General features: G+C 62.8%; 15 protein-coding genes. 3 read left to right on the top strand and 12 right to left on the bottom strand.

What is annotated here, in order from left to right:
• Positions 1-4: 4 nt before the first annotated feature.
• The 4 genes from AC5RVN_RS10295 to AC5RVN_RS10310 are packed head-to-tail and all read right to left on the bottom strand — an operon-like array spanning position 5 to position 5710.
• Positions 5-352, bottom strand: coding sequence for a DUF4357 domain-containing protein (locus tag AC5RVN_RS10295; RefSeq protein WP_494137845.1), 348 nt, complete (start codon positions 350-352; stop codon positions 5-7).
• Positions 349-2451: a GmrSD restriction endonuclease domain-containing protein gene (locus AC5RVN_RS10300; RefSeq protein WP_494137846.1), complete on the bottom strand. Its 2103-nt coding sequence runs from the start codon at positions 2449-2451 to the stop codon at positions 349-351. The genes AC5RVN_RS10295 and AC5RVN_RS10300 overlap by 4 nt, the downstream gene beginning before the upstream one ends.
• Positions 2448-3743 carry a restriction endonuclease subunit S gene (locus tag AC5RVN_RS10305; protein ID WP_494137847.1) on the bottom strand — a complete coding sequence of 432 codons (1296 nt, stop codon included), beginning with the start codon at positions 3741-3743 and terminating at the stop codon, positions 2448-2450. The genes AC5RVN_RS10300 and AC5RVN_RS10305 overlap by 4 nt, the downstream gene beginning before the upstream one ends.
• On the bottom strand, positions 3740-5710 hold the full coding sequence (locus AC5RVN_RS10310; protein ID WP_494137848.1) for a type I restriction-modification system subunit M: 1971 nt from the start codon (positions 5708-5710) through the stop codon (positions 3740-3742). Before AC5RVN_RS10310 ends, AC5RVN_RS10305 begins: the two co-directional genes overlap by 4 nt.
• Before the next feature lie 214 nt (positions 5711-5924).
• On the opposite strand from AC5RVN_RS10310, the gene AC5RVN_RS10315 reads away from it, so the two are divergent.
• Positions 5925-7211 carry a hypothetical protein gene (locus AC5RVN_RS10315; RefSeq protein WP_494137849.1) on the top strand — a complete coding sequence of 429 codons (1287 nt, stop codon included), beginning with the start codon at positions 5925-5927 and terminating at the stop codon, positions 7209-7211.
• 655 nt (positions 7212-7866) lie between these two features.
• Here AC5RVN_RS10315 and AC5RVN_RS10320 read toward each other — a convergent pair.
• On the bottom strand, positions 7867-10491 hold the full coding sequence (locus AC5RVN_RS10320) for a tetratricopeptide repeat protein (RefSeq protein WP_494137850.1): 2625 nt from the start codon (positions 10489-10491) through the stop codon (positions 7867-7869).
• Positions 10484-11410, bottom strand: a complete 927-nt coding sequence (locus AC5RVN_RS10325; protein WP_494137851.1) for an esterase/lipase family protein — start codon at positions 11408-11410, stop codon at positions 10484-10486. Before AC5RVN_RS10325 ends, AC5RVN_RS10320 begins: the two co-directional genes overlap by 8 nt.
• Positions 11411-11727: 317 nt before the next feature.
• Here AC5RVN_RS10325 and metH point away from each other — a divergent pair, with 317 nt between their 5' ends.
• On the top strand, positions 11728-15366 hold the full coding sequence (gene metH, locus AC5RVN_RS10330; RefSeq protein ID WP_494137852.1) for a methionine synthase: 3639 nt from the start codon (positions 11728-11730) through the stop codon (positions 15364-15366).
• Positions 15367-16125: 759 nt separating this feature from the next.
• Here metH and fdhA read toward each other — a convergent pair.
• The 3 genes from fdhA to AC5RVN_RS10345 all read right to left on the bottom strand — a co-directional run bounded on the left by fdhA (position 16126) and on the right by AC5RVN_RS10345 (position 21068).
• Positions 16126-17343, bottom strand: a complete 1218-nt coding sequence (fdhA, locus tag AC5RVN_RS10335; RefSeq protein WP_494042150.1) for a formaldehyde dehydrogenase, glutathione-independent — start codon at positions 17341-17343, stop codon at positions 16126-16128.
• Positions 17344-17622: 279 nt separating this feature from the next.
• A complete protein-coding gene (locus AC5RVN_RS10340) occupies positions 17623-20508 on the bottom strand; it encodes an ATP-binding cassette domain-containing protein (RefSeq protein ID WP_494137853.1) in 2886 nt (961 codons plus the stop codon).
• Positions 20505-21068, bottom strand: a complete 564-nt coding sequence (locus AC5RVN_RS10345; RefSeq protein WP_494137854.1) for a hypothetical protein — start codon at positions 21066-21068, stop codon at positions 20505-20507. Before AC5RVN_RS10345 ends, AC5RVN_RS10340 begins: the two co-directional genes overlap by 4 nt.
• Before the next feature lie 169 nt (positions 21069-21237).
• Here AC5RVN_RS10345 and AC5RVN_RS10350 point away from each other — a divergent pair, with 169 nt between their 5' ends.
• Positions 21238-22683, top strand: coding sequence for an HNH endonuclease signature motif containing protein (locus tag AC5RVN_RS10350; protein WP_494137855.1), 1446 nt, complete (start codon positions 21238-21240; stop codon positions 22681-22683).
• A 43-nt stretch (positions 22684-22726) separates the two neighbouring features.
• On the opposite strand, the gene AC5RVN_RS10355 is transcribed toward AC5RVN_RS10350, so the two are convergent.
• The 3 genes from AC5RVN_RS10355 to AC5RVN_RS10365 all read right to left on the bottom strand — a co-directional run bounded on the left by AC5RVN_RS10355 (position 22727) and on the right by AC5RVN_RS10365 (position 25383).
• Complete coding sequence (locus AC5RVN_RS10355; protein WP_494137856.1) at positions 22727-24340, bottom strand: phospholipase D family protein; 1614 nt, start codon at positions 24338-24340, stop codon at positions 22727-22729.
• Positions 24341-24457: 117 nt separating this feature from the next.
• Positions 24458-24931 (bottom strand): GNAT family N-acetyltransferase, encoded by a 474-nt coding sequence (locus AC5RVN_RS10360; protein WP_494137857.1) that lies wholly within the window; start codon positions 24929-24931, stop codon positions 24458-24460.
• Positions 24932-25056: 125 nt separating this feature from the next.
• Positions 25057-25383 carry a hypothetical protein gene (locus AC5RVN_RS10365; RefSeq protein WP_494042156.1) on the bottom strand — a complete coding sequence of 109 codons (327 nt, stop codon included), beginning with the start codon at positions 25381-25383 and terminating at the stop codon, positions 25057-25059.
• Positions 25384-25447: the final 64 nt, after the last annotated feature.

The raw sequence follows: 25447 nt of genomic DNA on the forward strand, positions 1-25447 counted from the left end.
TCCCCTACTCGTTGGTACGAATATCCTGCAGTGATGTTCCGTCCGCGTCACACCACAGCTTTAGTGGCTCCCGCACATGACCGCCGTTCATCAAATCGACTGCCTGTCCAGGACCCGTGAAAATGTAATCCTGTTTCAGGACAAATCGATCGCCAAGAACTTCGGCGACGCCGTCCGAGATGAGTTGGCTTCGGCGACTCAGATTTGTCTCAGGCGCGCCGGGCCTAGCCTCGGCCCGGGCCGACGAGCCTGCGGCGACGAGCATCTTCTCACCGACTAGGCGACCTTCCAAATCGCAGCTACGGTGGCGAAAGTAATACGTTGCGCCTTGAGCGGGCGAAGATTCGTTCATGGCGAAACTCGATCCATGAGACCTTGAACCGCTACCGGCTCGCCCTCGTTGTTTTCCACCTGCCAAAACTCCGCTCCGGGGATGTTATCAGCGCCGGCGTGATGGGCTGCGGCGTCCAACGTGGAAAACTCATGACCATCAATGACGACAACTCCGTCTTCAGTGACCTCGGCCCGCATTCTGATGGAGTCGTCTGCGGGGCTGAGGAAATCACCGGGCGAAAGGATGCCCGCTTCGACGAGGTCAGCAACATCGGAGTCAACATGGCTGGCAGGCTGTGCGATCACCTGAATGGCGGGGGAGGCGACCGACTGGCCGGACTTGAGCCGTTCGTAACCGGCCCTCGTGACTTGGGCCATGAGGATCCGGCGTTCCTGCACGAATTCGTCGTAGCCCATCGTTTCCCAATCCTCGGGGAGAGCATGCCAGAACATCTGCTGCCGAAGGGCGTCGCCACTGAATCCGCGTTCGGAAACTAGTGCCGGCCAGTATTCGGCCGGCTCTCGGTCGGAGATCAGGATGTTGGTGCTCCAGTCGGTCGGGGCGAAGTTGGCGACTTGGTTAATCCTCTTGAGGTCCTTAATTCCGACGACGTTTTCGAGGTATTTGCGAGGGTTGAGATGGTGCCCCTCGGTCCCCTTGATCGCCGGCAGCGCCGGGTCCATCCACTGTTGGACTTTGTTCCTCAGCATAAACATGTCCGCGTCGAGAATATTCAGTGCGGCTAGGTAGGTCTGGTACGCGGGGGACAATGCGGACGACGACGTCACGAGAGAGTCCGGCATGCGCAGGGTCCAGAAGTCGTCCGATAGTTCGGCAGAAATGACTGCCTCCAGCGTTGAGACGAAGCTGCTCGAATCACTGCCCTGGATGGCCGTCAAACGGTCCAGATCCTTCTGGAGTTGGGTTTCCGCGCTTCCGGTGTAGCGACCCGACAGTTGGGACATGAATAGCCACCGGGCCATGAGGTTCCGCAGTGTGGTCACATCCACGCCGAAGCGGGTTCGGCCCAGTATCCAGAGTGCGTAACTGGACAAGATGTTCATGTCGGAAGTGACCATTTTTCGCGATTTGAAGCCGGCCACGGCAAGGCATCTGATGAACTCGGTCCAGTGCAGATCCTTGAGCACGACGGGCAGTGCGGCCTGGAGCTTCGCCAGTTCGGCCTCTTGCCGCTCAGGCACGACGAAGCCAGTACTGCGATCCTTGGCCTGGAGCGCGTTGTATGCGTCGCCGAGCTTTGCCCGGTTCTGTCCAACGGCGACAAGGACCCTCACCAGCTGCCCAGCGTCGACCGCCAGGTAATTGTTTATCGGAGTCCAGGAAACGGTCCGGCCCGCAATTTCGCTTACCCGCTGAGGTGTGAGACGCGAATCTCGCGCAAAGCTTTCCAGACGCTCACGTCCCTCTGGCCAGAAAACACTGAGCCACGTCAAGATGAAGTCCGACGCCTTGAGACTGACTCCCTCTGAGTTGATCCGGACGAAGATGTCAGCGACAACCTTCTTGTCCGCGTCAGGCTGGATCTCAACGACCGTGAACTCGTAATTGCGCAGGCCATCGAGTCGACCGAGACGCTCCTCGATGAGCTCCTCCATCTCCTCGGTCAGCTCACCGCGGGCTTCCTCGTAGCGTTTCTTGAATGATCGCCGGATCTTGAAGGGGTTATCGAAGAACTCCGACACGTTCCCTATCCAATCCGCGGATTTCTCGATGGCAGTATTAGTTACTTCAAATTTTTCCGTGACCGGATTGAAACCGATTGACATGGTTTTCGAGTTGTAGTCCGCGTCCCGGACAGCCGCTCCCTTGAAAACGGCATACAGACTGGTGAGCCGCTGCTGACCGTCAATGATCTGATGCGCGCCGATCCGTCCCGTGGCACCCGAGATCGTTCGGGACGAGTCTTCCTGCGAGACGTTCCAGAACATCAGCTCGCCGACAGGGTAGCCGCGATACATGGAGTCGAGCAGGTCTCGGATCTTCGACTTAGGCCACACAAAGGGCCGCTGTAAGTCGGGCAGCTGAACGACCCCTGATTCTACGGAGTCCACAAGGCCTTGGACCTTCCATCCAACTGGCTTGAATACCGTGCTCATGCCGCAACTCCTTCGTTAGTGACATCGATTTTGCCGGTGACGGCGGCGGAGATCAGGGCGGAGCGGCGTTCCATCAACAGTTTCACGGCGGCCTGCGACCTGCGCACTAAGGCGTCGATGCGCCCCGTGGCTGAGTCGAGATAGTCAGTGATCCGCTGCTGTTCTGCGCCCGACGGCGCCGCAAGACGAAGCTCTATGAGCTTGCTGGCCTTGAGCCCCAGGGCCGTGGACCCTGTAGCCCGCGCTTCCAGCTGACTCTGAAAGTACGGAGAGTTCATTGTATAAGCAGCAAATCCTGGAATCAGCTCGTTCGCGGGACGGAATTTGACGACGCGCTGAGCAAGAGCGATGTTCGGGTCGTCAACGAGGGCGACATTTCCAAGCGGCGCCTCCATCGTCATTAGGATGTCGCCCACAGCAGGAATTCCGCGGCTCATGACGCTGCCGTAGTCCTCCTGCGCTATGTATTCGGAGGAAGCAGCGTAGTCAATAAAACCCTTGCGCACATTCTTGGCAGTCACCAGGAAGACGCCATGATCAGTCTTCTGAGGGGTCGCGCCGCGATAGTCGACTCGGCCCGTCATGAAGTGGCACATGGGTTTTTCGGTCCAATGCGCAGGGACTTCGCCGAGCCCGGTAATGCCGGAGGGCTTGGTGGGGGCAGCGGGGTCGAGGCCCTTGGTGACGGCGTGGGTGATGATGGCCTGGCGCTTTTCGGCGAGCAGTTCGATGAGCCGCTCCTGCTTGCCGATCAGCTCGTCGATCTGGGCCGTCGCGCGATCGAGGAAGCGGGCGGCTGCGTTCTGTACTTCGAGGGCCGGGAGTGGCAGGCTGATTCTCGGTATGTCTCCCATGCCTATGTTCTTCTGCGTGTTGGCATTAGAGTAACCGTCAATTTCAAATTGGCATTCAGGCGACTTGAGGCAGTATTCGATGAAACCCGGATCTGCCACGGTTTCGTCGATGCGAATGAGCGCCAGCGGTGACCAGATGCTGAATTCCGCCGTCGTCTTGACTCGAGCAATCTTTCCGGTTGATGCGGCCTTTCCCATCAGGAGGTCGTTCATACGTGGGCGAGCCTTGCGGGAAAAATCGGTGTGGTCGTCAACGGAGACGTAACGGCACCCGTCAAAAACAAGTTCACCGTTTTGAATGGCGTCTACTGAGAGGAAGGGGACGCCCTCCGCGATGAATTCCGGTGTTGAATGAGGTCCGTCGGTTATCGGGGCGGCCAATACATTCTTGAGTCTGCCGATTGGCCATTTTGATGCCCATTGGCTTGTCACAGTCACTGTTCGACCTCGGCGAGCAGCGTCGTGATCTCGGAGATGAGCTTGTTGAGGTCGGCGTCGATCTCCTCCAGTGTCCTGGGCGCGACGTACTTGTAGAAGTGCCGCGTAAACGGGATCTCGTACCCGACCTTGGTCTTTGACTCATCGATCCAGGAGTCGGGGACGTGCGGGAGGACCTCCCGCTCGAAGTAGGATTGAATTTCCTCACCGAGCGGCACATTTTCGGTGTCGCGCAGGTCCGTGTCTGCTTCGGGTGTTCCCTTGGGCCCCTTGCAGACATCGGCGGTCTCGTCGCGTTCGGATAGTCCCGAGAGAACGGCTTTCAGGATTGGGGCGCCGAGCTTGAGGTCGGCGCTGGCGAGGGCCGGCTTGAGGACTTTGAGGAAAGCCTCACGGTTCTTCCATAGCTTCGTTTCGTCTTCGCCGACCCGGGTGAGCGTCTTCTCGAGAAGCTGCCGGTCGTCGTCGGACAGCTTTTCCACCGGCTTCTGCGCCAGCACGACTTCGATCCGTTCGGCCGTAAAGGCGAAGTTGAGCTTGAGCGGGCGTTCGACCGTGATGGTGGAGTAGCCGAAGCCCCGGTTGTTGAAGATTTTTGAGGTCTTGCCGTCGTCCTCGAAAGCACCGTAAAGCTGAACAATGCTCGCGATGTCCTTGGGGCCGAGCTCCTTGCGCTTGGAGCCGAGGCTCTTGCGCATCTTCTGGAAGAAGTCGACGCCGTTGATGAGCTGGATCTTGCCGACGCGCTCGGGGTGTTTCTGCTTCTTGCTGTTTGAGAGGATCCAGATGTAGGTGGCGATGCCGGTGTTGTAGAACATGTCCGTGGGCAGTGCGATGATGGCCTCCACGAAGTCGTTCTCGATCAGGTACTTGCGGATCTCGGACTCGCCCGAGCCGGCGCCGCCGGTGAACAGTGGCGAGCCGTTCAGGACGATACCGATGCGGGACCCGCCGTCGTGCGCCGGGCGCATCTTGCGGACCAGGTGAAGGAGGAACAGCAGGGATCCGTCGCTGACGCGGGGGAGGCCCGGGCCGAAGCGTCCGTCGAAGCCGTGGAGTTCATGTTCCTTCTGGATCTGCGGCTGGATCTTCTTCCACTCCACGCCGAAGGGCGGGTTGGAGAGCATGAAGTCGAACTGCTGTCCAATGTTCTGGTCGTTGGCGAGGGTGTCGCCGACGGAGATCTTGGAGATGTCTTGGCCCTTGATCAGCAGGTCGGACTTGCAGATGGCGTAGGACTCGTCGTTGATTTCCTGGCCGTACGCGACGAGGGAGGCGCTTGGGTTCAGAGCGTGGAGGTGCTCCTGGGCGACGGTGAGCATCCCGCCGGTTCCAGCGGTGGGGTCGTAAATGGACCGGACGATGCCCTCTTTGGTGAGGACGTCGTCGTCGTAGTTGAGCAGGAGCTGGACCATGAGCTGGATGACCTCGCGCGGGGTGAAGTGCTCACCGGCGGTCTCGTTGGAGGCTTCGGCAAAGCGGCGGATGAGTTCCTCGAACATGAGGCCCATCTCGATGTTGCTGATGGTCTCCGGGTGGAGGTCGATCGCCGCGAAGTCTTTGGTGACGTGGTAGAGCAGGTCCGAGCTGTCGAGTTTCTCGAGCGTCTTGTAGAACTCGAAGCGCTCGAAAATGTCCCGGGTGTTCTCCGAGAAGCCCTGGACGTAGTTGAGGATGTTCGCCTTGATGTTGGTGGGGTCATCCAGGAGCTTGGTGAAGTTGAACTTGGAGGTGTTGAAGAAGCTGTGGCCCGATGCCTTCTGCAAGAAGGCGTCCAGCGGGATGTTCAAGTCCTTCTTGGCCTCGGCTTCCTGCAGGACGGCAACCTTCGTTTTTTCGAGGACGCAATCCAGGCGGCGCAGGATGGTGAATGGCAGGATCACCGAGCCGTACTGGGCCGGTTTGTAGGTGCCCCGCAGAATATTCGCGATGCTCCACACCAGGTTGGCGTTGTTGTTGCCGGCCACTGTTCCCACTTTCTGTGCCGCGGGCAGTGGGGTGTGCTGACTTTAGCCCATCTCGCCGTCGGCGCCCCCATTGCCGTGCAGCGTTCAATTGATCACGCACGTACTTGCCCTTGCATTGTATTGGCGAGGGTGGCTTGGTGGGCGATCGATGGGTGATGGAGACTCCGGGGCCGCGTCACCGTGCTGCGTCGGAAGGATGTGTGAAGATGTTCAAATGAGTGACAACGACCACGAGCTTTCCCTGTATGTTGACGGCAAGAATGCCTTGGTGGCGGGCGATCCGACAGCCATTGCGGAGCTTTTCCGCAAGTTGGATGTCAAGCCAGAGGACCGTGGCAACTTGGGGTCAGGGGTGGCTGATCTCCTCGCCGGCCTGGCTGGGGCGGTTGCGATGGCGATGTCGGCAAATATCCCGGGCAACTCCTTCCACATGACTCCCGAGTCCTACGCTCGATTTCTGGAACTCGTCGGTTCCACCGAGGAAAAGCTCGGGATTGTCAGCGGGGTGCTACGACAGTCAGATGGGAGGATTGACACGATCATCGAACTGGTGAGCTCTTCTCCAGTCAACCCTGCCGCGGCCGCGAACGTGCAGCTCATGGCCGCGACTTTGGCGATCCGCGTGGCCCTCAAAGACCTCGATACGCTTGTTCAGGCTGTGGACGCGAAGCTGGACACAATCGTCCGGGATAACCGTGACGAGGCGCTCGGCAACGTACAGGGAACGACCCACGTCCTAGACAAGGCATTTGGATACTTCGAGGAGACGGGGCGGCTGAACGATGCTCTATGGGACCAGGTGTCGGGGCAGGCGGCGGCTCTTGCCCAGGCTCACGCCGTCGCACTGAACCACCTGAACACGATTGCCGACAGTCTTACCGTCAAAAACTTTGGCAAGCGGGTCAATAATGCTGAGACCGCGGCAAAGGGCGAACTGAAGCACTGGCTGGTTATTGCGGCGGTGGCCCTGACAAACATGGTTCGCATGGACGCCCTCGAGGCAGTCCGAAGTGTGCAGGACGGGTCGGACTCCCCGGCTCATGAGCGGCATATCGCCAAGGCGCGCGAGCGGCGCATGACCACCACCAGCACGGCCATGAAAAACTTGTCAGACGCCATTTCTAAGGCGGTGGACGTAGATACTTTCACCCGCATTACCAATCCCTTGGAAATGCCCAAGCTTTACACTGCCGCCGAGGAAATGCAGCGATTGTTGCGAATTTTCAGCTTAAGCTTTGGCTTGCCGGAACCAGAGTCCATCGAGCGTACACAATGGCACGAAACCGTAATCCGCCTGGGCCAGAAAGCTGGGGGCGCCGTGGCAGTCACCGCCGCTGCTGTGGCCGAAGGAGTGGCCTCGGTCCCCAAAGCGATCGGGGGCACCGTCGAAGAGACCATCCTGCACGTTGCCCAAGGCATCGAGGAGCGACGGCGGAGCCCGGCAGAAATTGAGAAATCAGACCCTCAACCTGAGGCTGACGATTCGGCCGTCACTCGGTAGCCGCTGCTGACAGCAATACATGGCCGCAACCGTTCCGCCCCGCTGGCAAACGCCGGCTCGGACGTTCCGCCGTTTACAAGCAGGGCGTCGTCAAATACAACCGGTTTCTGACCCGTCCCCGGGCAGCAATCACGATCCCAATCTCCGGAGGCGGCTGCCCAACCGGAGTAACGTAGGAGCTTCGGTGCACGCAACTCCCTCATCTTTGAGAACGCGGCAGCAGAGGGGACACAACGGAACCCATATAACCTGATGGATTCGCTTGTCAGTTGAATTGCCCAATCCACAACGGAATCGACTATCCGATGGTCGAAGTGCTCCCGTGAGGTCCATACTGCGGCCGCTGGCGGCGTGACAGCCTCGTGAGCACCAACTGGCGGGATCAAACCGAGGCGTTCATAGGTCCCTTCGTCACCGTGACCGATCCCAAGGACAACTTCGATACCGAGGGCAACAGAATCGGAAGGTTCGTCCGCTTGCTGGTAGCTAGCTCTCCAACTTGCGGATAAATGCCAATCAGGGCCCCCTTATCGTTCAGACCAAAAGCTTTCTCAATCCCATCATTGACCTGGGTGCTGAAACATGAGGTGCCCCGAAGGCAGCAGCCCGATCGTCAGTTAAATCCGCAATGCTTGCTAAGCCATAGAAATTGTGCTTAGTACTCGTGCGCAGCGGCGGCGACGCGCCTGATTGCTGGGTGGTCGGAGGGCAGAATTGTTTCCATGTCCGCCAGAAGCTCCCTATAGGCGCGGTTTGCCCCCTCGGCATCACCACCGCGTCTAAGCTCGCGCGCATACTCTTCACGTACTGTGTAGCTTGTTGAGTGGTTCGGACCTAGCACCCGGACAACGCGCTCCAAGAGATCTGCGTAAACCTTGAGGGCCCCAGTGCTATCTCCTCGTGCCCCAGCTGCGGCCGCAACTCGCAACAAAGACTGTAGTGTGTCGGGGTGCTCCGGCCCGAGGACGCGAGCACGGCTAGTTGCCACGTCTGACCACAACCGAAAGGCGTCAGCAAGGGATCCTGATTCGGCAAGAAATCCGGCGTAGCCGTTTCGGGCTGACAACGTTGCAGGATGATCGGGGCCGGAGATAACGTCAAGCTGTTCAATTGCCTCCCTTTGGAGTGCGAGGGCCTGCTCAAGCCTTCCAGTACGGGCATAGATCATGGCTAGCTTCGTTCGTGCAGTGAGTGCTTCTGTGGTGGCGGAAAGACCCCTATACTCCATATTCTGGAGAGCCTCTGAAAGCAGCGCTGCTGCCTCCACTGGCCTGCCGACGTCCATGAGTACGGCTGCACGAGTCTGCTGCGCTTGGAACCGTACCCGTTGGTCGGTCGCATGTTGGACGGCCTGGTTCAGCAGCTCAAGCGACTCCTTCGCTAGGCCAGCGTCACGAAGGCAGACTGCTAGGTTTAGTTGAGCAGCCGTAAGGTCTGGATGGTCAGCCGGAAGGATGCGTTGTCCAAGCGTCAATGCCCGCCGGAGCAAAGCTATCGCCTCGGGGAGGTCCCCTTGCGCGCGGCGGGTAGTTGCGAGATTGGCCAGCGCGGAGATTGCAATGGGGTGGTTGGATCCTAGTTCGTTCACGGCGATGTCTGCTGTTTGTATCTCAATGGCGCTTGCTTCATCGATGCGTCCGCGCTCGAACGCCAAAGCTGATTGTAGATTCAATGCTCTAATGCGCAGGAGCGTCTGGCCGGACTCGTTCGCCATGGTGAGAGCCCTCGAACTCACCATGTCGGCGCGTTCTGGCTCTCCCATGGCTAGCCAAAGCGATGCCTGCCAGATCAGCAACTCCGCAAGGTTTCCTGAGGTATTCGGGCCCCAATCTAGGTCCGCGAGTTCAGTTAATTCAGCAACACCGCTCAAGTACTTCTGCGAGTGTGGATCATTGGGATCCGGAAGCCGCGGTGCAAGGTATGCAAGAGCCTCCTCTAGGGCTCCACGCGAAGCACTCGTGCGCAGAGAGTCCAAGACGAGTTGTGGAAAAAGCACAGTACCGTCACCTTCTGCCGCACATAATCCCCAGTCGATGAGGCGAGAAAATAGCGAGTCGTCCCCTTCTATGATCCATTGCTTGTCGGTTCGAACTAGAGAAAAAAATCCTGAACAAAACGACAGCACGTCTAGGCGACGACGTTGTTTCCCAGTGAGACGCCGCAGCAGCAGCTGGACACTGGCTTCGATGATCCCGTTATCTGTCGATGAAGCATTCAGCACTTCGAGGGTGTGAGTTTGTAGTACTTGGGTGATCAAACGCAAAGCAAAGGCGGACCCGCCGGTCGAATTAGCAATACGTACCACTTCTGACCGCTCCTGCGGGGGGAGCTCCGGCATGAAAATGTCGAGGTATTGGTTAACATCTGCCAAAGACATTGGACCCAAATTCAGCAAAGTAGGGTTCCAGTGGTGCAAGATTTTTGCTTCTGGGAGGCGCCTGGCGGTGATGATTACTTGATGCCGACGGCTTAATCGTCCGAGCTCCGACATGATGACGGGCATTTCGGCTGAATCTTTGAGATCGTCGACGATGATCAGGCTCCGTTCACCAGGAATGAACTCGTCATTGATGCGTTGCAGTTGCTGCCCAAGCTCGCCATGAGAAGTGTTCCCTTCCCGAAACCACCAAAGAAACTGCGCGGTGTTACGCATGCGGAAAGCGTATTCGCGAGCGAGCATCGTTTTGCCCGTTCCAGCTGCTCCCAATAGGAACGTCATGCCCGTGGTCTGAGCCCTAAGCCGGTTCAAGTGTTTATCAACACCAACTAGGGGGCTACGGGGCGGCAAGTCCCCATAAGTTCTGACACTTCCCTCGTCGCTGCTATTTCCTTCTGTGGCGGCATCGATAGAGGGCAAAAGCTGGTCGACAAGCCGGTCAACACGGAGCCGGTCTCGTAGATGGAGCCACCTGCGCGTCGATAACCATGCTGGCGTCGTGTGGATGTCAACGTTTCCAACAGCAATAGGAATGACAGCGTTTGGCGGAAAGAACTTCAACGCCAAATCGATCTCGCGTGTGATAAATGGGGAGGACATAGAAGCCGTTGAGAGGAGTACGACAAGGGCTCCTGAAGATTGCAACGCACGCTCGATAGTTTGAAGTGGTTCATCAACACCGAGCTTCGTCGCGTGCCAGACTGTGAAGCCGCGCGCTTCTAAAGCGTCGGCCAGAGCAACTGCAATGCTCGAGTCTTGTCGAGCGTGCGAAATAAAAACGTCGAAGGTCCTCTTTCGGATGGGCAGCGTTGGTTCCCGTCCTGTTCCGCTTGGATTACTCATCGTCTACTCCGTAGTGCCTGTTGAGGATGCCCATCTTCAGAGTGCTGACCTCAAAAGGGTCAAGTAGCTCCAGGTCCCGCATTGCTTGCAGTTCGCGAATTTTTCGCACAAGGTCCGGTGGCGGCTCGGCTGGCCCCACCAGTAATCCAACTTGTGCACCGTTGGACTCCGCCGTGCCGAGGGAGCAGTCTTCCCGGGCGAGTTGGCGTCGGATGAAGGTTTCGATGCCTCGATAGGTGTCTGATTCCCGACTCAGGGGCTTCGAGATGTCTATGTGGTCGGCGTCGATGCTGGTGGTTATGCAATCTTCGATACCGGGGTTGGCGCTTGTTGTCGTGACGACAGTAACCCAGCGGATTCCTCGCCTGATCCTCCGGCTCTCGGCGTAAGCCGCAGTCTGGATTCTTAGCCCGCGGGCATTTTGGCGGTACCAATCGCTGAGTTCCTTTAGGTGGGGACAATGGGCAGTCAACGCCAGCAGGGTCCGGGTCGGCCTTGAAGGCTTCATGAACTTCGCAAAGGACGCAAGACTCGAGCCAGCATGAGGTGTTGCTAGAAAGGCCACACCAAGTGTGGACTCCGCAATGGGCGCCCACTCCGGAACCGCCATTTCTGAGGAGTGACGCAGAATCTGCTTAACGATCAGTCCACCGAGGCTGTGACAGACGAAGACTGTTCCACGGGTTCCAATGCCGTAGTAAAGCATCGTCGGAATCAGATTTGCCGCTCGGTCAGGCAGCGCCATGCCCTCGCCGTCTGTCGTCCATTTAGTAGCTCCAGCCGGATAGGTCAGAGACCACACTGCAATGGCCGAAATGTCCTGGCCGAGCCACTCAAGCCATGACTCTGCGCTTCCTTCCGGCGTCCAAGTAGAAGTCCCATCGCCACCAAGACCGTGAACAAATACGACATCCAGCAACGGCGGAGGAGCGTCGGTGTCAGTAGGACCAATGCGACGAAGCACGGTCTGGTCGCCACCATGCACTCAGGACCTCCCACGCTGCGGCTCTAGAAGCCCAAGAGCGGAGGCAACTGGGACTGCCATGACGTCCCCCTCCTGGTGTTGTCGGTTAGGACGACAAAGCCCTGAACGCCATCCTATATCGCGCTGTGGTAGGAGCCGAGGCTCGCTGAAAATCAGCTGCCCACTAGAGAAAGTCTCAGGAAGGCCCACCCGCCGCCGTAGTACACGGACACACAGCGCAACGTTTGGCGCCACGCCCGTAACCTGTTTAGATGCCCCGTTTTGCGCTCGACATCGAGTCCGTGCCCCGCCCTGCCCGCGCGCAGGAGCTCCTGGACGCCGTGAACCACAGCGTGGTCATCGCCGACGGCGCCATGGGCACCATGCTCCAGGGCCGGGACCTGCAGCTCGAAACGGACTTCCAGAACCTGGAGGGCTGCAACGAGATCCTCAACGACACCCGCCCGGACGTCATCGCGGACATCCATGACGCCTACTTCGCCACCGGCATCGATGCCGTGGAGACCAACACCTTCGGCGCCAACTGGTCCAACCTCTCGGACTACGGCATCGACGACCGCATCGCTGAGCTCGCCCTGAAGGGCGCGAAGATCGCCCGGGAACGCGCGGAAGCCGCCGAAGAAGCAGACGGCCGCATGCGCTGGGTCCTCGGCTCCATGGGCCCGGGCACCAAGCTCCCCAGCCTCGGCCACACCAGCTACGACTACCTCAAGCAGACCTTCGCCCTGCAGGCCGAGGGCCTCATCGACGGCGGTGCGGACGCGTTCCTCATCGAAACCAGCCAGGACCTCCTGCAGACCAAAGCCGCAGTCAACGGTTGCAAGCAGGCCATCGTCTCCCGCGGCATCCGGCTCCCCATCTTCGTGGAGGTGACGGTCGAGACCACCGGAACCATGCTGATGGGATCCGAAATCGGCGCCGCTCTTACCGCGCTCGAGCCGCTCGGCGTCGACGCCATCGGCCTGAACTGTGCCACCGGCCCGGACGAGATGAGCGAGCACCTCCGCCACCTCTCCAAGCAGTCCTCCGTCGCCATCGCCTGCATGCCCAACGCCGGCCTGCCCGTCCTTGGCGCCAACGGCGCGCACTATCCGCTCTCGCCCACCGAACTCGCCACCGCGCACGAGCAGTTCGTGCGCGAATTCGGCCTGGGCCTGGTGGGCGGCTGCTGCGGTACGACGCCGGAGCACATGGCCGCCGTCGTCGAACGCCTTGCGCCCTTCCGCAACCAGGAGACGAAGGCCAGCAACGGCCCCGCCCGCGTCCCCACCGAGCGGGAAGCCGGCGTCGCCTCCCTCTACCAGCACGTGAACTTCGACCAGGACGCCTCCTACCTCGCCATCGGCGAACGCACCAACGCGAACGGTTCCAAGGCGTTCCGCCAGGCGATGCTCGAAGAGCGCTGGGACGACTGCGTGGACATCGCCCGCGAGCAGATCCGCGTCGGCGCGCACCTGCTGGACGTCTGCATTGACTACGTGGGGCGCGACGGCGTGGCCGACATGAAGGAGATCGTCTCGCGTTTCGCGTCGGCCTCCACGCTCCCGCTGGTCATGGACTCTACCGAACCGGCCGTACTTCAGGCCGGGCTCGAACACATCGGCGGCCGCCCGGTGGTCAACTCCGTCAACTACGAGGACGGCGACGGCCCGGACAGCCGCTTCGCGCGCATCATGCCGCTCGTGAAGGAACACGGCACCGCCGTGATCGCCCTGACCATCAACGAAGAGGGCCAGGCACGCACCACCGAGGGCAAGGTGGCCATCGCCTCGCGCCTGGTCGACGCCCTGGTGGGCGAATGGGGAATGCGCGTCGAGGACATCATCGTCGACTGCCTGACCTTCCCCGTCGCCACCGGCCAGGAAGAGACCCGCCGGGACGGCATCGAAACCATCGAGGCCATCCGCCAGATCACCGCGAAGTACCCCGGCATCAACACCACGCTCGGCGTCTCCAACGTGTCCTTCGGCCTGAACCCGGCAGCGCGCGTTGTCCTAAACTCCGTGTTCCTGCACGAGGCCGTGCGAGCGGGCCTGACCAGCGGCATCATCGACGCCGCCAAGATCGTCCCGCTCGCGTCACTGCCGGAGGAGCAGCGCAAGGTGGCACTGGACCTCGTCTGGGACCGCCGCGAGTACGACGCCGACGGCAACACCACCTACGATCCGCTCGCCATCATGCTGGACATGTTCGCCGGCGTCGACACCGCGGCGCTCAAGGACCAGCGCGACGCCGAACTCGCGGCGCTGCCCACCGGCGCACGCCTGGAACGGCGCATCATCGACGGCGAGGGCAAGGGCCTCGAGGCGGACCTGGACCTGGCCCGCAGTGAGGGCCTGACCCCGCTCGGCATTATCAACGACCACCTGCTCGAGGGCATGAAGGTGGTGGGTGAACGCTTCGGTGCCGGTGAAATGCAGCTGCCGTTCGTGCTGCAGTCCGCCGAGGTGATGAAGAATGCCGTCGCCCTGCTCGAGCCGCACATGGAGAAGTCGGACTCGTCCGGCAAGGGCACCATGGTGATCGCCACCGTCCGCGGCGACGTGCACGATATCGGCAAGAACCTGGTGGACATCATCCTCACCAACAACGGCTACAAGGTAGTCAACATCGGCATCAAGCAGGGCATCGCCGAGATCATGGCCGCGGCCGAGGAACACAACGCGGACGTGATCGGCATGTCCGGGCTGCTGGTGAAGTCCACTGTGGTGATGAAGGAAAACCTCGCCGAGCTGCAGTCCCGCGGCCTGGCCAAGAAGTGGCCCGTGATCCTGGGCGGCGCCGCCCTGACCCGCGCCTACGTGGAGCAGGACCTGGCCGAGCAGTTTGACGGCGTCGTCAGGTACGCCAAGGACGCCTTCGAGGGCCTGGCCCTCATGGAGCCGCTGGTGCGCGTGGCCCGCGGCGAGTCGCCGGACGACGTCGGCCTCCCGCCGCTGAAGAAGCGCATCCACAAGGGAGGCGCGAAGTTCACGGTGACCGAGCCGGAGGCAATGCCCGGCCGGTCCGACGTCGCCTCCGACAACCCCGTGCCCGCGCCGCCGTTCTGGGGCACGCGCATAGTGCGCGGCGTCTCGCTCCACGACTACTCCGCGTTCCTCGACGAGCGCGCCACGTTCATGGGGCAGTGGGGGCTCAAGCCCGGCCGCGGCGAGGACGGCGCCTCCTACGAGGAGCTGGTGGAACGCGAGGGCCGGCCGCGCCTGCGGTACTGGCTGGATCGCATCCTTGGCGAGGGAATGCTCGACGCGTCCGTCGCCTACGGCTACTTCCCGGTGGTCTCCGAGGGGGAGCAGGTGGTGGTGCTGCACCACGGGGAGGATCGCGACGGCGTCCTGGGCACCGCGGGGCTCCTCGCCCCGGACGGTGGTTCAGGCGGTCCGATCGGCACCGACCGGTTGCGTTTCGACTTCCCGCGCCAGCGCCGCGACCGGCACCTGTGCCTGGCCGACTTTGTGAAGTCCCGCGAGTCGGGACAGATCGACGTACTCCCGGTGCAGCTGGTCACCGCTGGCTCCAAGATCGAAGAGTTCACGTCCAAGATGTTCGCGGCGAACCAGTACCGCGACTATTACGAGCTAAACGGCTTGGTCATGCAGCTCACCGAGGCGCTTGCGGAGTTCTGGCATGCACGCATCCGTACGGAGCTGGGTTTCGGGGCCGAGGAGCCGAAGGACACGGCAGGGTATTTCAAGCTCGACTACCGCGGTGCCCGGTTCTCGCTCGGCTACCCCGCGTGCCCCGACATGGAGGACCGCCGCAAGGTGACGGAGCTGCTGAAACCCGAGCGGATGGGCGTAATCCTCAGCGACGAGCTGATGCTGCACCCCGAACAGTCCACGGACGCGTTTGTGTTCCACCACCCGGAGGCGAAGTACTTCAAGGTGTGAGCCGGGGTCGGTCTTTGGCCTGGGGGAGAGCCACCGGGCACAGCCGGCTCCGCTGGGCGGCATTGACGTTATGTCCAACCAGCTCCGCAGTGGTGGTTTATATCTGCACAGCTGCAGGCCGGACGTGCAAAGATGCAAGTTGCTGAACTTGTTACCTGCCGGTAGTTTTGCTTCTCGGTTGTTTCGCACATCCCCCAAAATTGCGAAACGACCAGGAAGGCCCCGCGGCGTCCCCCATGCTGCGGGGCCTTTCGCTGATCAACGTTTGGGCCAGCGGACGGGGCTATTCCCGCTGAGGAATCGCCGATAGTGCATCTTCCGTAACGCTGGAGGGCGTTCAACTGTCAGTTTGGGGTGTAGCTGGGCATGGTGCTCATGATCATCTGCGCAGCGAAGGTTGCTGGCCTATCCGAATGTGGACCAGGCCTTGACGTTCATGCAGAAAGGCCGGTGCAGCCGCTGTCAGCGGACGCCGAAGTCGGTGTCAACATACGAACCGGGGCGTTTCTGGGCACCATGTTGGCAATTGCAGCCCCCATCCAGCTGGAGCCGAACGGTCACGGGACTCGATGCTTCCAGCTGGATGTCACCATGCTCCTTCCCGTTGCTGCTAAGGCGGACAATTGATTCTTGCTCGTTGCGATGGGTCATGTGACTACCTTTGCTGATGCTGATGCTGATGCTGGGGGTGGATGCGCCCTGGTGGCACGGGCCAGGAAGGCCCGTGCCACCAGGGCGGGTTGCTACTTACGTGGGGTCCTACGCCTTGACGTATCCGTTCGGGTTGAGCACGAACTTGGTCGCCGAGCCGGCGTCGAATTCGGCGTAGCCGCGCGGTGCATCCTCAAGCGGGATTGCTGTGGCGTTTACTGCCTTGGCGATCTGGACCTTGTCGTGCAGGATGGCCATCATCAGCTGGCGGTTGTACGACATAACAGGGCACTGGCCGGTGGTAAAGGACAGGGACTTTGCCCATCCGGTGCCCAGGGACAGCGACAGGGAGCCGTGCTTGGCGGCGTCGTCGATTCCACCGGGGTCGCCCGTGACATACAGGCCGGGAATGCCAAGGGCCCCGCCAGCGGCGGTGATGTCCATCAGGGAGTTCAGCACGGTGGCCGGGGCTTCGTGTGAGGCGTCCTTGCCGTGCCCCCGGGCTTCGAACCCTACGGCGTCCACGCCGCAATCCACCTCGGGGACACCCAGGATCTGCTCGATCTGGTCCTTCGGATCGCCGTTGGAGACGTTGACCGTTTCGCAGCCGAAGGAGCGGGCCTGCGCCAACCGGTCTTCGTTCATGTCGCCGACAATCACGACGGCGGCACCGAGCAGGTGCGCGCCCACGGCGGCTGCGAGGCCCACCGGGCCGGCACCGGCGATGTAAACGGTGGATCCTACGCCCACACCGGCGGTGACGGCGCCGTGGAAGCCGGTGGGGAAGATATCGGAAAGCATGGTCAGGTCCATGATCTTTTCCAGGGCCTGGTCGCGGTCCGGGAACTTGAGCAGGTTCCAGTCAGCGTAGGGAACCAGAACGTATTCCGCCTGGCCGCCCACCCAGCCGCCCATGTCCACGTATCCGTAGGCGCTGCCCGGGCGATCCGGGTTGACGTTCAGGCAGATGCCGGTCTTGCGCTCCTTGCAGTTCCGGCAACGGCCGCAGGAGATGTTGAAGGGTACGGAGACGATGTCTCCGACCTTGATGAATTCCACGTCCGGGCCGACTTCCACCACTTCGCCTGTGATTTCGTGGCCGAGGACGAGGTCCTTGGGAGCCGTGGTGCGGCCCCGCACCATATGCTGGTCCGAGCCGCAGATGTTGGTGGTCACTGTGCGCAGGATTGCGCCGTGGGGTACTTTTCTGCCCACATTGGCCGGATTAACGCCGGGCCCGTCCTTGAGTTCCAACGTCGGGTAGTCGGTGTCGATGATTTCGACGACACCGGGTTCTTTGTAGGCGACAGCTCTGTTTCCTGACATGGGCACTCCTGTTGGTTGTGGGGCGCAAAGCCTTCCAATCGGATGGCCTTGCACTGGTCCGGCAAAATTGCAGGCGCTGCCCCATAGCCCGAAAGCGGTGCTTCGATGGCCATACCTCCCCAGGTTTTAGGCCACCGAAGCACCCTTTACGCGCACGGGACAGCTTTGATGAGACTAGGGTCACAACAGCTGCAATAAAAGCGCAAGATTTTGTAAATCACCGTGCAGATTTGCTGCATGATGACTCCGCGTCGGCGGGCCACTAATCAAGGCAGGTATTCAAGCCCTCAGTTGTTGCCGGTCCCTGACCTGCACGGACTCAATGTGCGCAGTGCCTCCACCGGTGCTTCGGCCCGGACTGGAGACCGGCTTCACCCGCCGGAACGCGGCCAACACTGCCTTGCCGATCACGGCGATACCAATGATGGTGGTGACGGCACGCAGGGTGTCCCAGCCCGCCGTCGACGTCACCAGCGAGTACAGCAGGAAGCTCGAGAGGTTGGTGCTGAGGGGGGCGCCGGGCTGGTAGGAGATGCCGATGCCGGCACCGACCGCGAAGGGCCAGAACCACAGGTTGGTCAGCAGGCCGAACAGGTAGGACGCCGCCGCACCATAGCCGCACAGCATCCACAGTTCCGCCTTTCCGCGCACACGTCGGGGGAGCAGGCCGGCCCCGGCGCCTACCCATGCGCAGGCGAAGATCTGGAACGGCGTCCAGGGCCCGATGCCACCCCACAAGGCACTGGAGACGGCAATGGTGGCGGCGCCGAGGAGCAGGCCGAACCGGGCACCGAACGCCCGGCCGGCCAGGATCAGCAGGATAAAGACTGCCTCCACGCCCCCGACGCCGGTACTCGCCACCCGCACCGCGGAACCGACTGCTGCCAGGACGCCGAGCAGCGCCACCATGTGCGCGGATCGTACCGAGCCGTCGAGGGACACCATGATGGCGACGACGGCGAGCGGCGCCATCGCCAGGGCCGCGTAGGGGAGCGCCGCGGCGGCGTCCTGGGGGAGGGCTGTTGCGAGCAAGGGCCAGCAGAACGCGGCGAGGGCCAGAAGGTTTGCGGCGGCTAGGACTGCGAGTTCGACGGCGCGTGGCATCTGGATACGGCGCTGCCTTTGTTGGGTGTGGGAGTCTGTTTGAACCCCGGTGGCCTTTGTCTTCAATCCCGCGCCTGCAGGCTGGAAAGTGGGAAGGAACTGTTCGGGAGCGTTTGCCGGCACCGCTGAAGGCGCGACGCCGTCGCGCATCGGGAGGATCCGGGCGCCGAGACCGTGTGCGAAGTCGAGGTCATGCGTAGCGATCAGGACTGCGGCACCGGCGTCCGCTGCCGCTCGCAGCGCACCCGCTACTGCTCTGCGCGCCTCCTGATCGAGGCCGCGGGTCGGCTCATCGATCAGGAGCACCTGCGGATCGTCCATGGTCTGCAGTGCGATGGCCAGGATCCTGCGCTCGCCAGCGGAGAGGTCCCGGGGATGCTCGTGCCCAACCGGAATCGTTACGTCCCCGCGCAACCGGGCGAGGCGTGACGCCGCCGGTATCGGAGTTCTCTCGTCGCTGCCAGGGCGACGACGATGAGCACCTTTTCGTTCTGCCTGGCGCTCAGCGCGTGCCTGGCGCCGGTCGGCTGCGCGGAGTTCTCCCGCGACCGTGTCCCTGGTGAAGAGGTCATCCGAGGCGTCCGGCACCAGGGCGACCCGGCCGCCGTCGACAGTTGTTACTGCGCCGGTGCCCTCACCGAGGGCCAGAGCGACAAGCAGGGACGACTTTCCGGCACCGTTCGGCCCCACCAGGGCGACCACTTCACCCCGGTGCAGGGTGAGAGACGCGTCGCGCACCAACGGCTTACCCTTCCGGTGCACCGCGAGGTTTGTCGCCGTCAGCACGGGCTCATTCTGCGATGGCTCGACGGGCGACCGAAGGAATTGGGCAGCCCGCGAGGACGTGGCTGGTGCAACACCTGGGACCAGGGCGCCGTCGTCGATGGTCCACCAGGAATCGGCAACAGGTACGAGCGCTTCCGCCCGGTGCTCGGCCACAATGACGCAGACCCCGGCATCACGGGCGAGCGCACGAAGCACGGCGATGACGCGCCCGCGCGCTGAAGTGTCGAGGTCGGCCAGGGGTTCGTCCACCAGGAGCAGTGGCGGGTGCTCGACCACCGCGGCGGCGATGGCCACGAGCGTCGCTTCGCCTGCCGAGAGAGTGCTGAGATTCCGGTCCAGCAGCGCCGACACCCCGATGCTCTCCGCCACGTCCAGCACACGGGCTTTAGCCGCCGCGGACGGCACGCCGCGCAGCTCGAGAGCCAGGGCGATCTCGTCCCGGACCCGGGTGGTGGCGAAGGCGGCGCGAGGATTCTGCAGGACGACGCCGACCAGGCGGGCGGTATCGCGCGGGGGAGTGGCGGCACGGTACGTTCCGGCGACGCGTACCGTGCCGGAGATCTCGCCACCGTCAGCGTGGGAGAGGAGGCCGGAGATGCCGCGGAGGATGGTGGTTTTGCCGGAACCGGTCGGTCCGGTGATGACGTTGATGGATCCGCTCGACGGGGTGAATTCGTCGACGGCCACCCGTGCGTCACCGATGCGGAACTGGGCGTCGCGCACCAGAAGCGGGCCGCCGTCGTCGTCCCCGGCCTTATGTAACGCCCGGCTCCCGAAGCCGCGCAGCTCGAGGGCTGCGGCAACCCGGCCGGCGTGCTCGAGGGTGCGCTCGAGTACGGGCACCAGGGCACGGGCTCCGAAGCGTTCACCCCGCAACCGGAAGGCCAGGCGCACTGAGGTTACGGCGTCGGAAAGCGCGGGGAGCGCCGCCCAGGCCACCACGAGCATCCGGGCGATGCCCTGCACGGACCCGCCGCGTGCCAGGCGCATGAAGACGCGGGTCACGTCCACGCAGGCGTTGAGCATGCCGAAGGCGAGGATCATCCCGGCGATCGGCAGGGCGGACAGGACTGCCGCCCACAGGCCGGGTGCGGTGACCGGGCCGAGGAGGACCACATGGGCGTACGGGGCCGGCAGTGGCACCTGCGGCAGGTTGAGCAGGACGGGGCTGCCGATGCCGGTTCCGTTAAAGAGGACCCGGTAGATGACCCGCGCCGCGACGAAGATGACGGCGAGAGCCGCCCCTGCTCGCAACGGCGCGGGTCGGAAGGTCATGCTGCCGGGGCGGCCGGTTCGCCGTCGACCGTGAACAGCAGTTCCAGGCTCTCGCCCGGGCTCACCTTCAGGGTGGCGAGGCCTTCCTGGGCGTAGGCCCAGTCACCGGTGGCCGGCTTGACCCAGAGTGCCCAGTAGGCGAAGGCTGCGGGCATCTTGCCGCATTCTTCCCGGTACGTGCCGCCCTTGTGCTTGATGTCGAAGTCTGCGGCGGGCACACCGTTCACGCGGCACACCAGCTCATTGGGGTACTCGGTGGTGCCTTCCGTTTTCACGTTCGCCTTGGCTAGCAGGTTGGACGCCACTGTCGGCTCGGTGACGGGCACGCACGTGGTGCTGTCAGCAGCGGCCTGGTCCAGGGCGCCCGAATCGATGATGAGCTTCACGCCGTCGCACGGCTCGTTGGCGGCTGGTGACGTGGCGCTCGCTGAGGTGGTTGGGGCGGCGGGTTCAGAGGCCGCTGGCTGGGTGGCCGGAGCGGAACAGGCGGCAAGGGAAAAGAGGAGACCAGCGGCGGCGAGGGAGCTCGCGGCGGCGGTGCGGAGCTTAGTCAAAGTCACCAGTCAAGGGTAGGGCGTTGCCTGTCCTGATCCCGAGGCTGTCTCGTTGTATGACGTTGTCGGACCGCGCTGTTGCCCGTCGCTTGCAGCTTCAGATCGAGGCGTACGACGGCGAGGGTCATACCGTCGTAGCGTCCGAATTGTCAGACCCCCCTGCGATGCTTTGGGTATGGAAGCAGGTGTGGTTGTCGATGTGGGAGGCAGGGCCGCGGTGGCGGCTGCCGTCGCGTCGGTGGCCGGGCTGGTTGATGAGCTTGCCGGTGTTGTTGCCAGTCCTTTGGCTGCGGCGGATGGACGTTTTCCCGATGCTGATCCGGTCCAGGAGTTGTCCGAAGCGTGCCTGGCGGGGTTGGAGGTACTGGCACGGGTTGAGGCCGCGACGGCCGCTGCGAAAGTGAGGCTGGTGGCCGCCTACGCGGAGGTTGCAACCGTGCTTGAGGGCCCGCCCGCCAGCGCGTATGAGACGTCGGCGCAGGAGATGAGCCTGGTGGCGGAAGTCGCCGGCGTACTGACCATTGGCGGACGCGCCGCTTCCGCCCTCCTGGGAGAAGCCCATGCGCTGACCACGTCGCTTCCGTCGGCACTAGAGGCGCTGCAAACCGGCAGCATCAACTGGCAGCACGCCCGCATCGTGGTGGAGGAAACAACCGGCCTAACCCCCGCAGCAGCCGCTGCTTTGGAAGCGCGCTTCTTCGGTCCGGACGCATCGGCCCGGGGTGCCGCACCGGGAGAGTTGGTGCCTGCCCGGTTCCGGCGGAAGGTCCGGGCGTGGCGCGAACGCCACCACCCCGAGTCCCTTGAGAAACGCCATGCGGAAAAGCTCCTGGACCGGCGGATGGAGTACAGCCCGGACCGGGATGGCATGGCCTGGATCTCGCTCTACCTCCCGGGGGACACAGCCTGCGCCATCTGGAACAGGACCACCGCCATCGCCCGCGGCCTTCAAGGCGCACACGAAACACGAGACCTTGCACAGTTGCGCGCCGACGTCGGCGGCGGGCTGCTGCTGGGCAACGCGACTCAGAAAGCCGGGGACGTGCCCTCTCCTAAAGCTGAAGTGCTCGTTACTGTCCCGGTCTTCTCCCTCCTGGGCCTCACTGACGAACCCGCTGACGTCGATGGGCTTGGCCCGGTCCCGCCGTCGATGGCTCGCCGGCTTGTTGCCGACGGTGCCGGCTCGTTTTACCGGGTTTTGGTCGATCCCCGCGACGGAGCGCCGCTGGAGATCGGGCACACCAGCTACCGGCTCCCGGAAGCGATCAAGCGGTGGCTCAAGATGCGGGACGGCAGATGTACCTTCCCGGGCTGCAGCAACCACAGCCTGGACAATGACTTTGACCATCTCACCGCGTACCAGCACGGCGGCACCACCGGGGTCAGCAACCTTGGACAGGCGTGCCCAAAACACCACCGCCTCAAACACCGCTCCACGTGGACGCCGACGCCGGCCACGAAGGATGAGCCGCCTGGCTGGATTTCACCCACAGGCCGGTACTTCCCGGCCGAACAGCCGGACCGGGAACCGCCACTCCTGCCACCACTCCTGCCGCGTGACTTCCTGCGCGCTACTGACAGCCCCCTGGAACAAGCAATCCGGGCGCGCCTCGCCGCGTGATGCTTTCGGCCGCCTCGTAGCATCCCTCGCGCGTTCTCCTCGCCTAGAACTCGGTGGTGCCACGCAACCTGCGGGGGCGGCCGTCCGGATCCACCAGGAAACGGTTGACAGGATCGGCCCAGAGACGCTGAAACCGCGACACGGTTTCGGTGACGTGGTGCCGTACTTGGCCGGAAGGGCGGGGCGAACGGCGGCCCGTTGTGTGCCAATGATCCAAAGCATCAGCGGCAGCATTCCACAGGCCCAGCGCGCCCGCAGGGTCGTCGAGCTGGGGGTCGTTCTCATCGAGGCCCAGGTGTTCGGCCCACAGTTGGCGCCGGAGCTTTTGGGCCAACGGTTGGGCAGCCCCAGGAGGAGCGCCCGCACCGGTCGCCTCCCCCTGACCAGGGGAAGTGTCCATAACCGCGCAGGTCAGCTCGCTGTCCGTGGTCCAGGATCGACGGTTGAAGTTGTCGGATCCACACGTGAACCAGGTGTCGTCAATGATGCAGATTTTGGCATGGATATAGATCGGAGTCCCGGCTTTGTTCTCCAGATTGAACACGCCGAACCTCTCGGGCGCGACGCGGCTTATAGTCTCGATGGCACGCAACTGCCCGAGCCTCTTGGGCGGACCGCCGAGCGGACCGTCTGAGTCCGGGTAGCGGGGCACCACGGCGATCACGTTCAGTCCGGGGTTCTGCTCGAGGGCGGCTGCGATTCCCGCGGCGACCTCTGCCGACCACAGGTACTGGTCCTCGATGTAAATCAGTGAGCGGGCCTGGGCGAAAGCTTTTGTGTAGGCCCGGGCGACGCTCCGTTCACCGCCGGGAGCGAACGGGAACGGCGGATGCTTTACGCCGTAGGTGCGCAGCAGCTGCACTGCGTGAGGGCCGGCCGGTGGCGGTGGCGGTGCAGTCTCCGGCAGGGGCTCGGGATGTCGGGGCATGTCAGCAAGGCGTTGCAGCAGCATTCGGTACGGTGTGCGCCGGTCCAGGGGATGAGGATCGTTCCACCGTTCAGCGAACAACTCCAGCACATCCGCCACAACGGGGCCGCGCAGTTCGAGGGCAGCATCGTGCCACGGAGGCTGCTTGCCGTAGCGGGAGTCCATATCCACCGCCTGGGGGTCGCCCGCGTGGTCGGCATCGTCCCTGCGGCCGTGGGAGAGGTCGATACCGCCCACGAAGGCGACGTCCCGGGAAGGGTCGTCGCGACGGCGGACAACGAACAGTTTCTGGTGATGGCAGCCGAAAAGCCGCACCCGCTGGTCGAGCAGCACCTCACCGCCGGCGTCGTTGATTTGGCGGCTGAGGAGCTCGTTTGACCGCCAGCTCATCGGCGCCGAGACCCGCTCTCCGTGGGATCTCCAGATCAGGCCGCGTACTTCCACTCCGGCCCGGGCTAGCTGAGCCAGCAAGTTACCGATCGTCGGGCCGTCCGGCGTTAGCCGCTCGTCGCCGTCGCCACGCCAGTCGGTGAACCACACACGATCGCCCGCGTTCAGAGCCGTCAGCTCCTCATGCAGCCGGGCAAAGTAGGTGGCCCCGTGAACCAGGGGCCGCACGAGGTTGCCCTCCGACCAGGCCGCCGATCCGGCATCTTCCGCGTGCACGTGGGTGGCTGCGTTCCCCCGCTCACCGCCACTCAAGAACCATGTACCAGGATCACTGCCCACTCGATGTCCCTTCCGGGGCCCGAGGCCCGTCATTAGGCGTCCCACCTATCCAGTAGCCTACGACGGCGAGTGAACCGATTGCCGCTGCGGGCTGGCGCAACGGATCTGAGGCCCCGCCTAGAGTCGCAGTTCCATAAAAACGCTGTGGGGGTCCAGGGCATAGTCGGCGAAGGGCGGGCACTCGGTGAAGCCGTGGCGGGAATACAGGCGCCGCGCGGGAGCAAAGTAGTCCTCCGTGCCGGTTTCAAGGTAGACCCGCTCGATGTTGCGGCTCCGTGCGTGGTCGAGGATGTGCCTGAGCATGCTTGTGGCGACGCCCCGTCCCCGTGCCGTCGCTGTAGTGCGCATGGACTTGATCTCGCCGTGCTGTGCGGCACCGGGCGGGGAGTCCAGCAGTTTGAGCGCGCCGCAACCCAACAGATCGCTGTCTTCACGTGCGGTCCAGAACGTGATCGACGGCGCGGTCAGCGCGGAGTGGTCCAGGGCGTGGACGCTTTCGGCAGGCGAGGTGGCGAACATGTCAGCCAGATGCTCGCTCAGGAGCTGGCGGACGTCGCCCCGTGCGGGGTCGTCCCGGTCAATGGAAATCATGGCCACAAATTTACCGCGGGCCAGGTGACGCCTACGCCGTCAGCCACCTCGCCGGCGGTCAACGCCACATCTCCTGCCGCCGTTCGCCTCCTTCTGGTCCTGCGCCGCGTCCAACTGCTCGGAACCTAGAGTGGTTCCTTTATACGGCTGAAGAGCAGACCAATCAGCGAGATGATCACCACCACTGCCAGCACAGTCAACGCAGGGTTGACCCATTCGGGAACGAGGTCATAGGCAGCGTTGCACCTGTTGTGCAGCGGAAAGACCGGCAGGCCGTCGTGTGGGTGCCGAAGACGAAAGTTCCGGTCAAAGTCCTGTCCAACGGCCAGACAAGCGGCATACAAACTTCTCGTTGTGGCGGCGAACTGGGCGAGGATGAGGCCGCCCAGCAGGACGGCGGAAACCAAGGCCAGTCCCAACCAGGTGCGCGTAGCTTTAGTAGTTTTTTGCACCAAAGCCAGCTCCCCACGATTGCTGGGCCGGCTCTGTGCCCGAGTTGTGCGCGTCGTGGCGGCC

It is taken from the genome of Arthrobacter sp. sptzw32, from assembly GCF_059089735.1.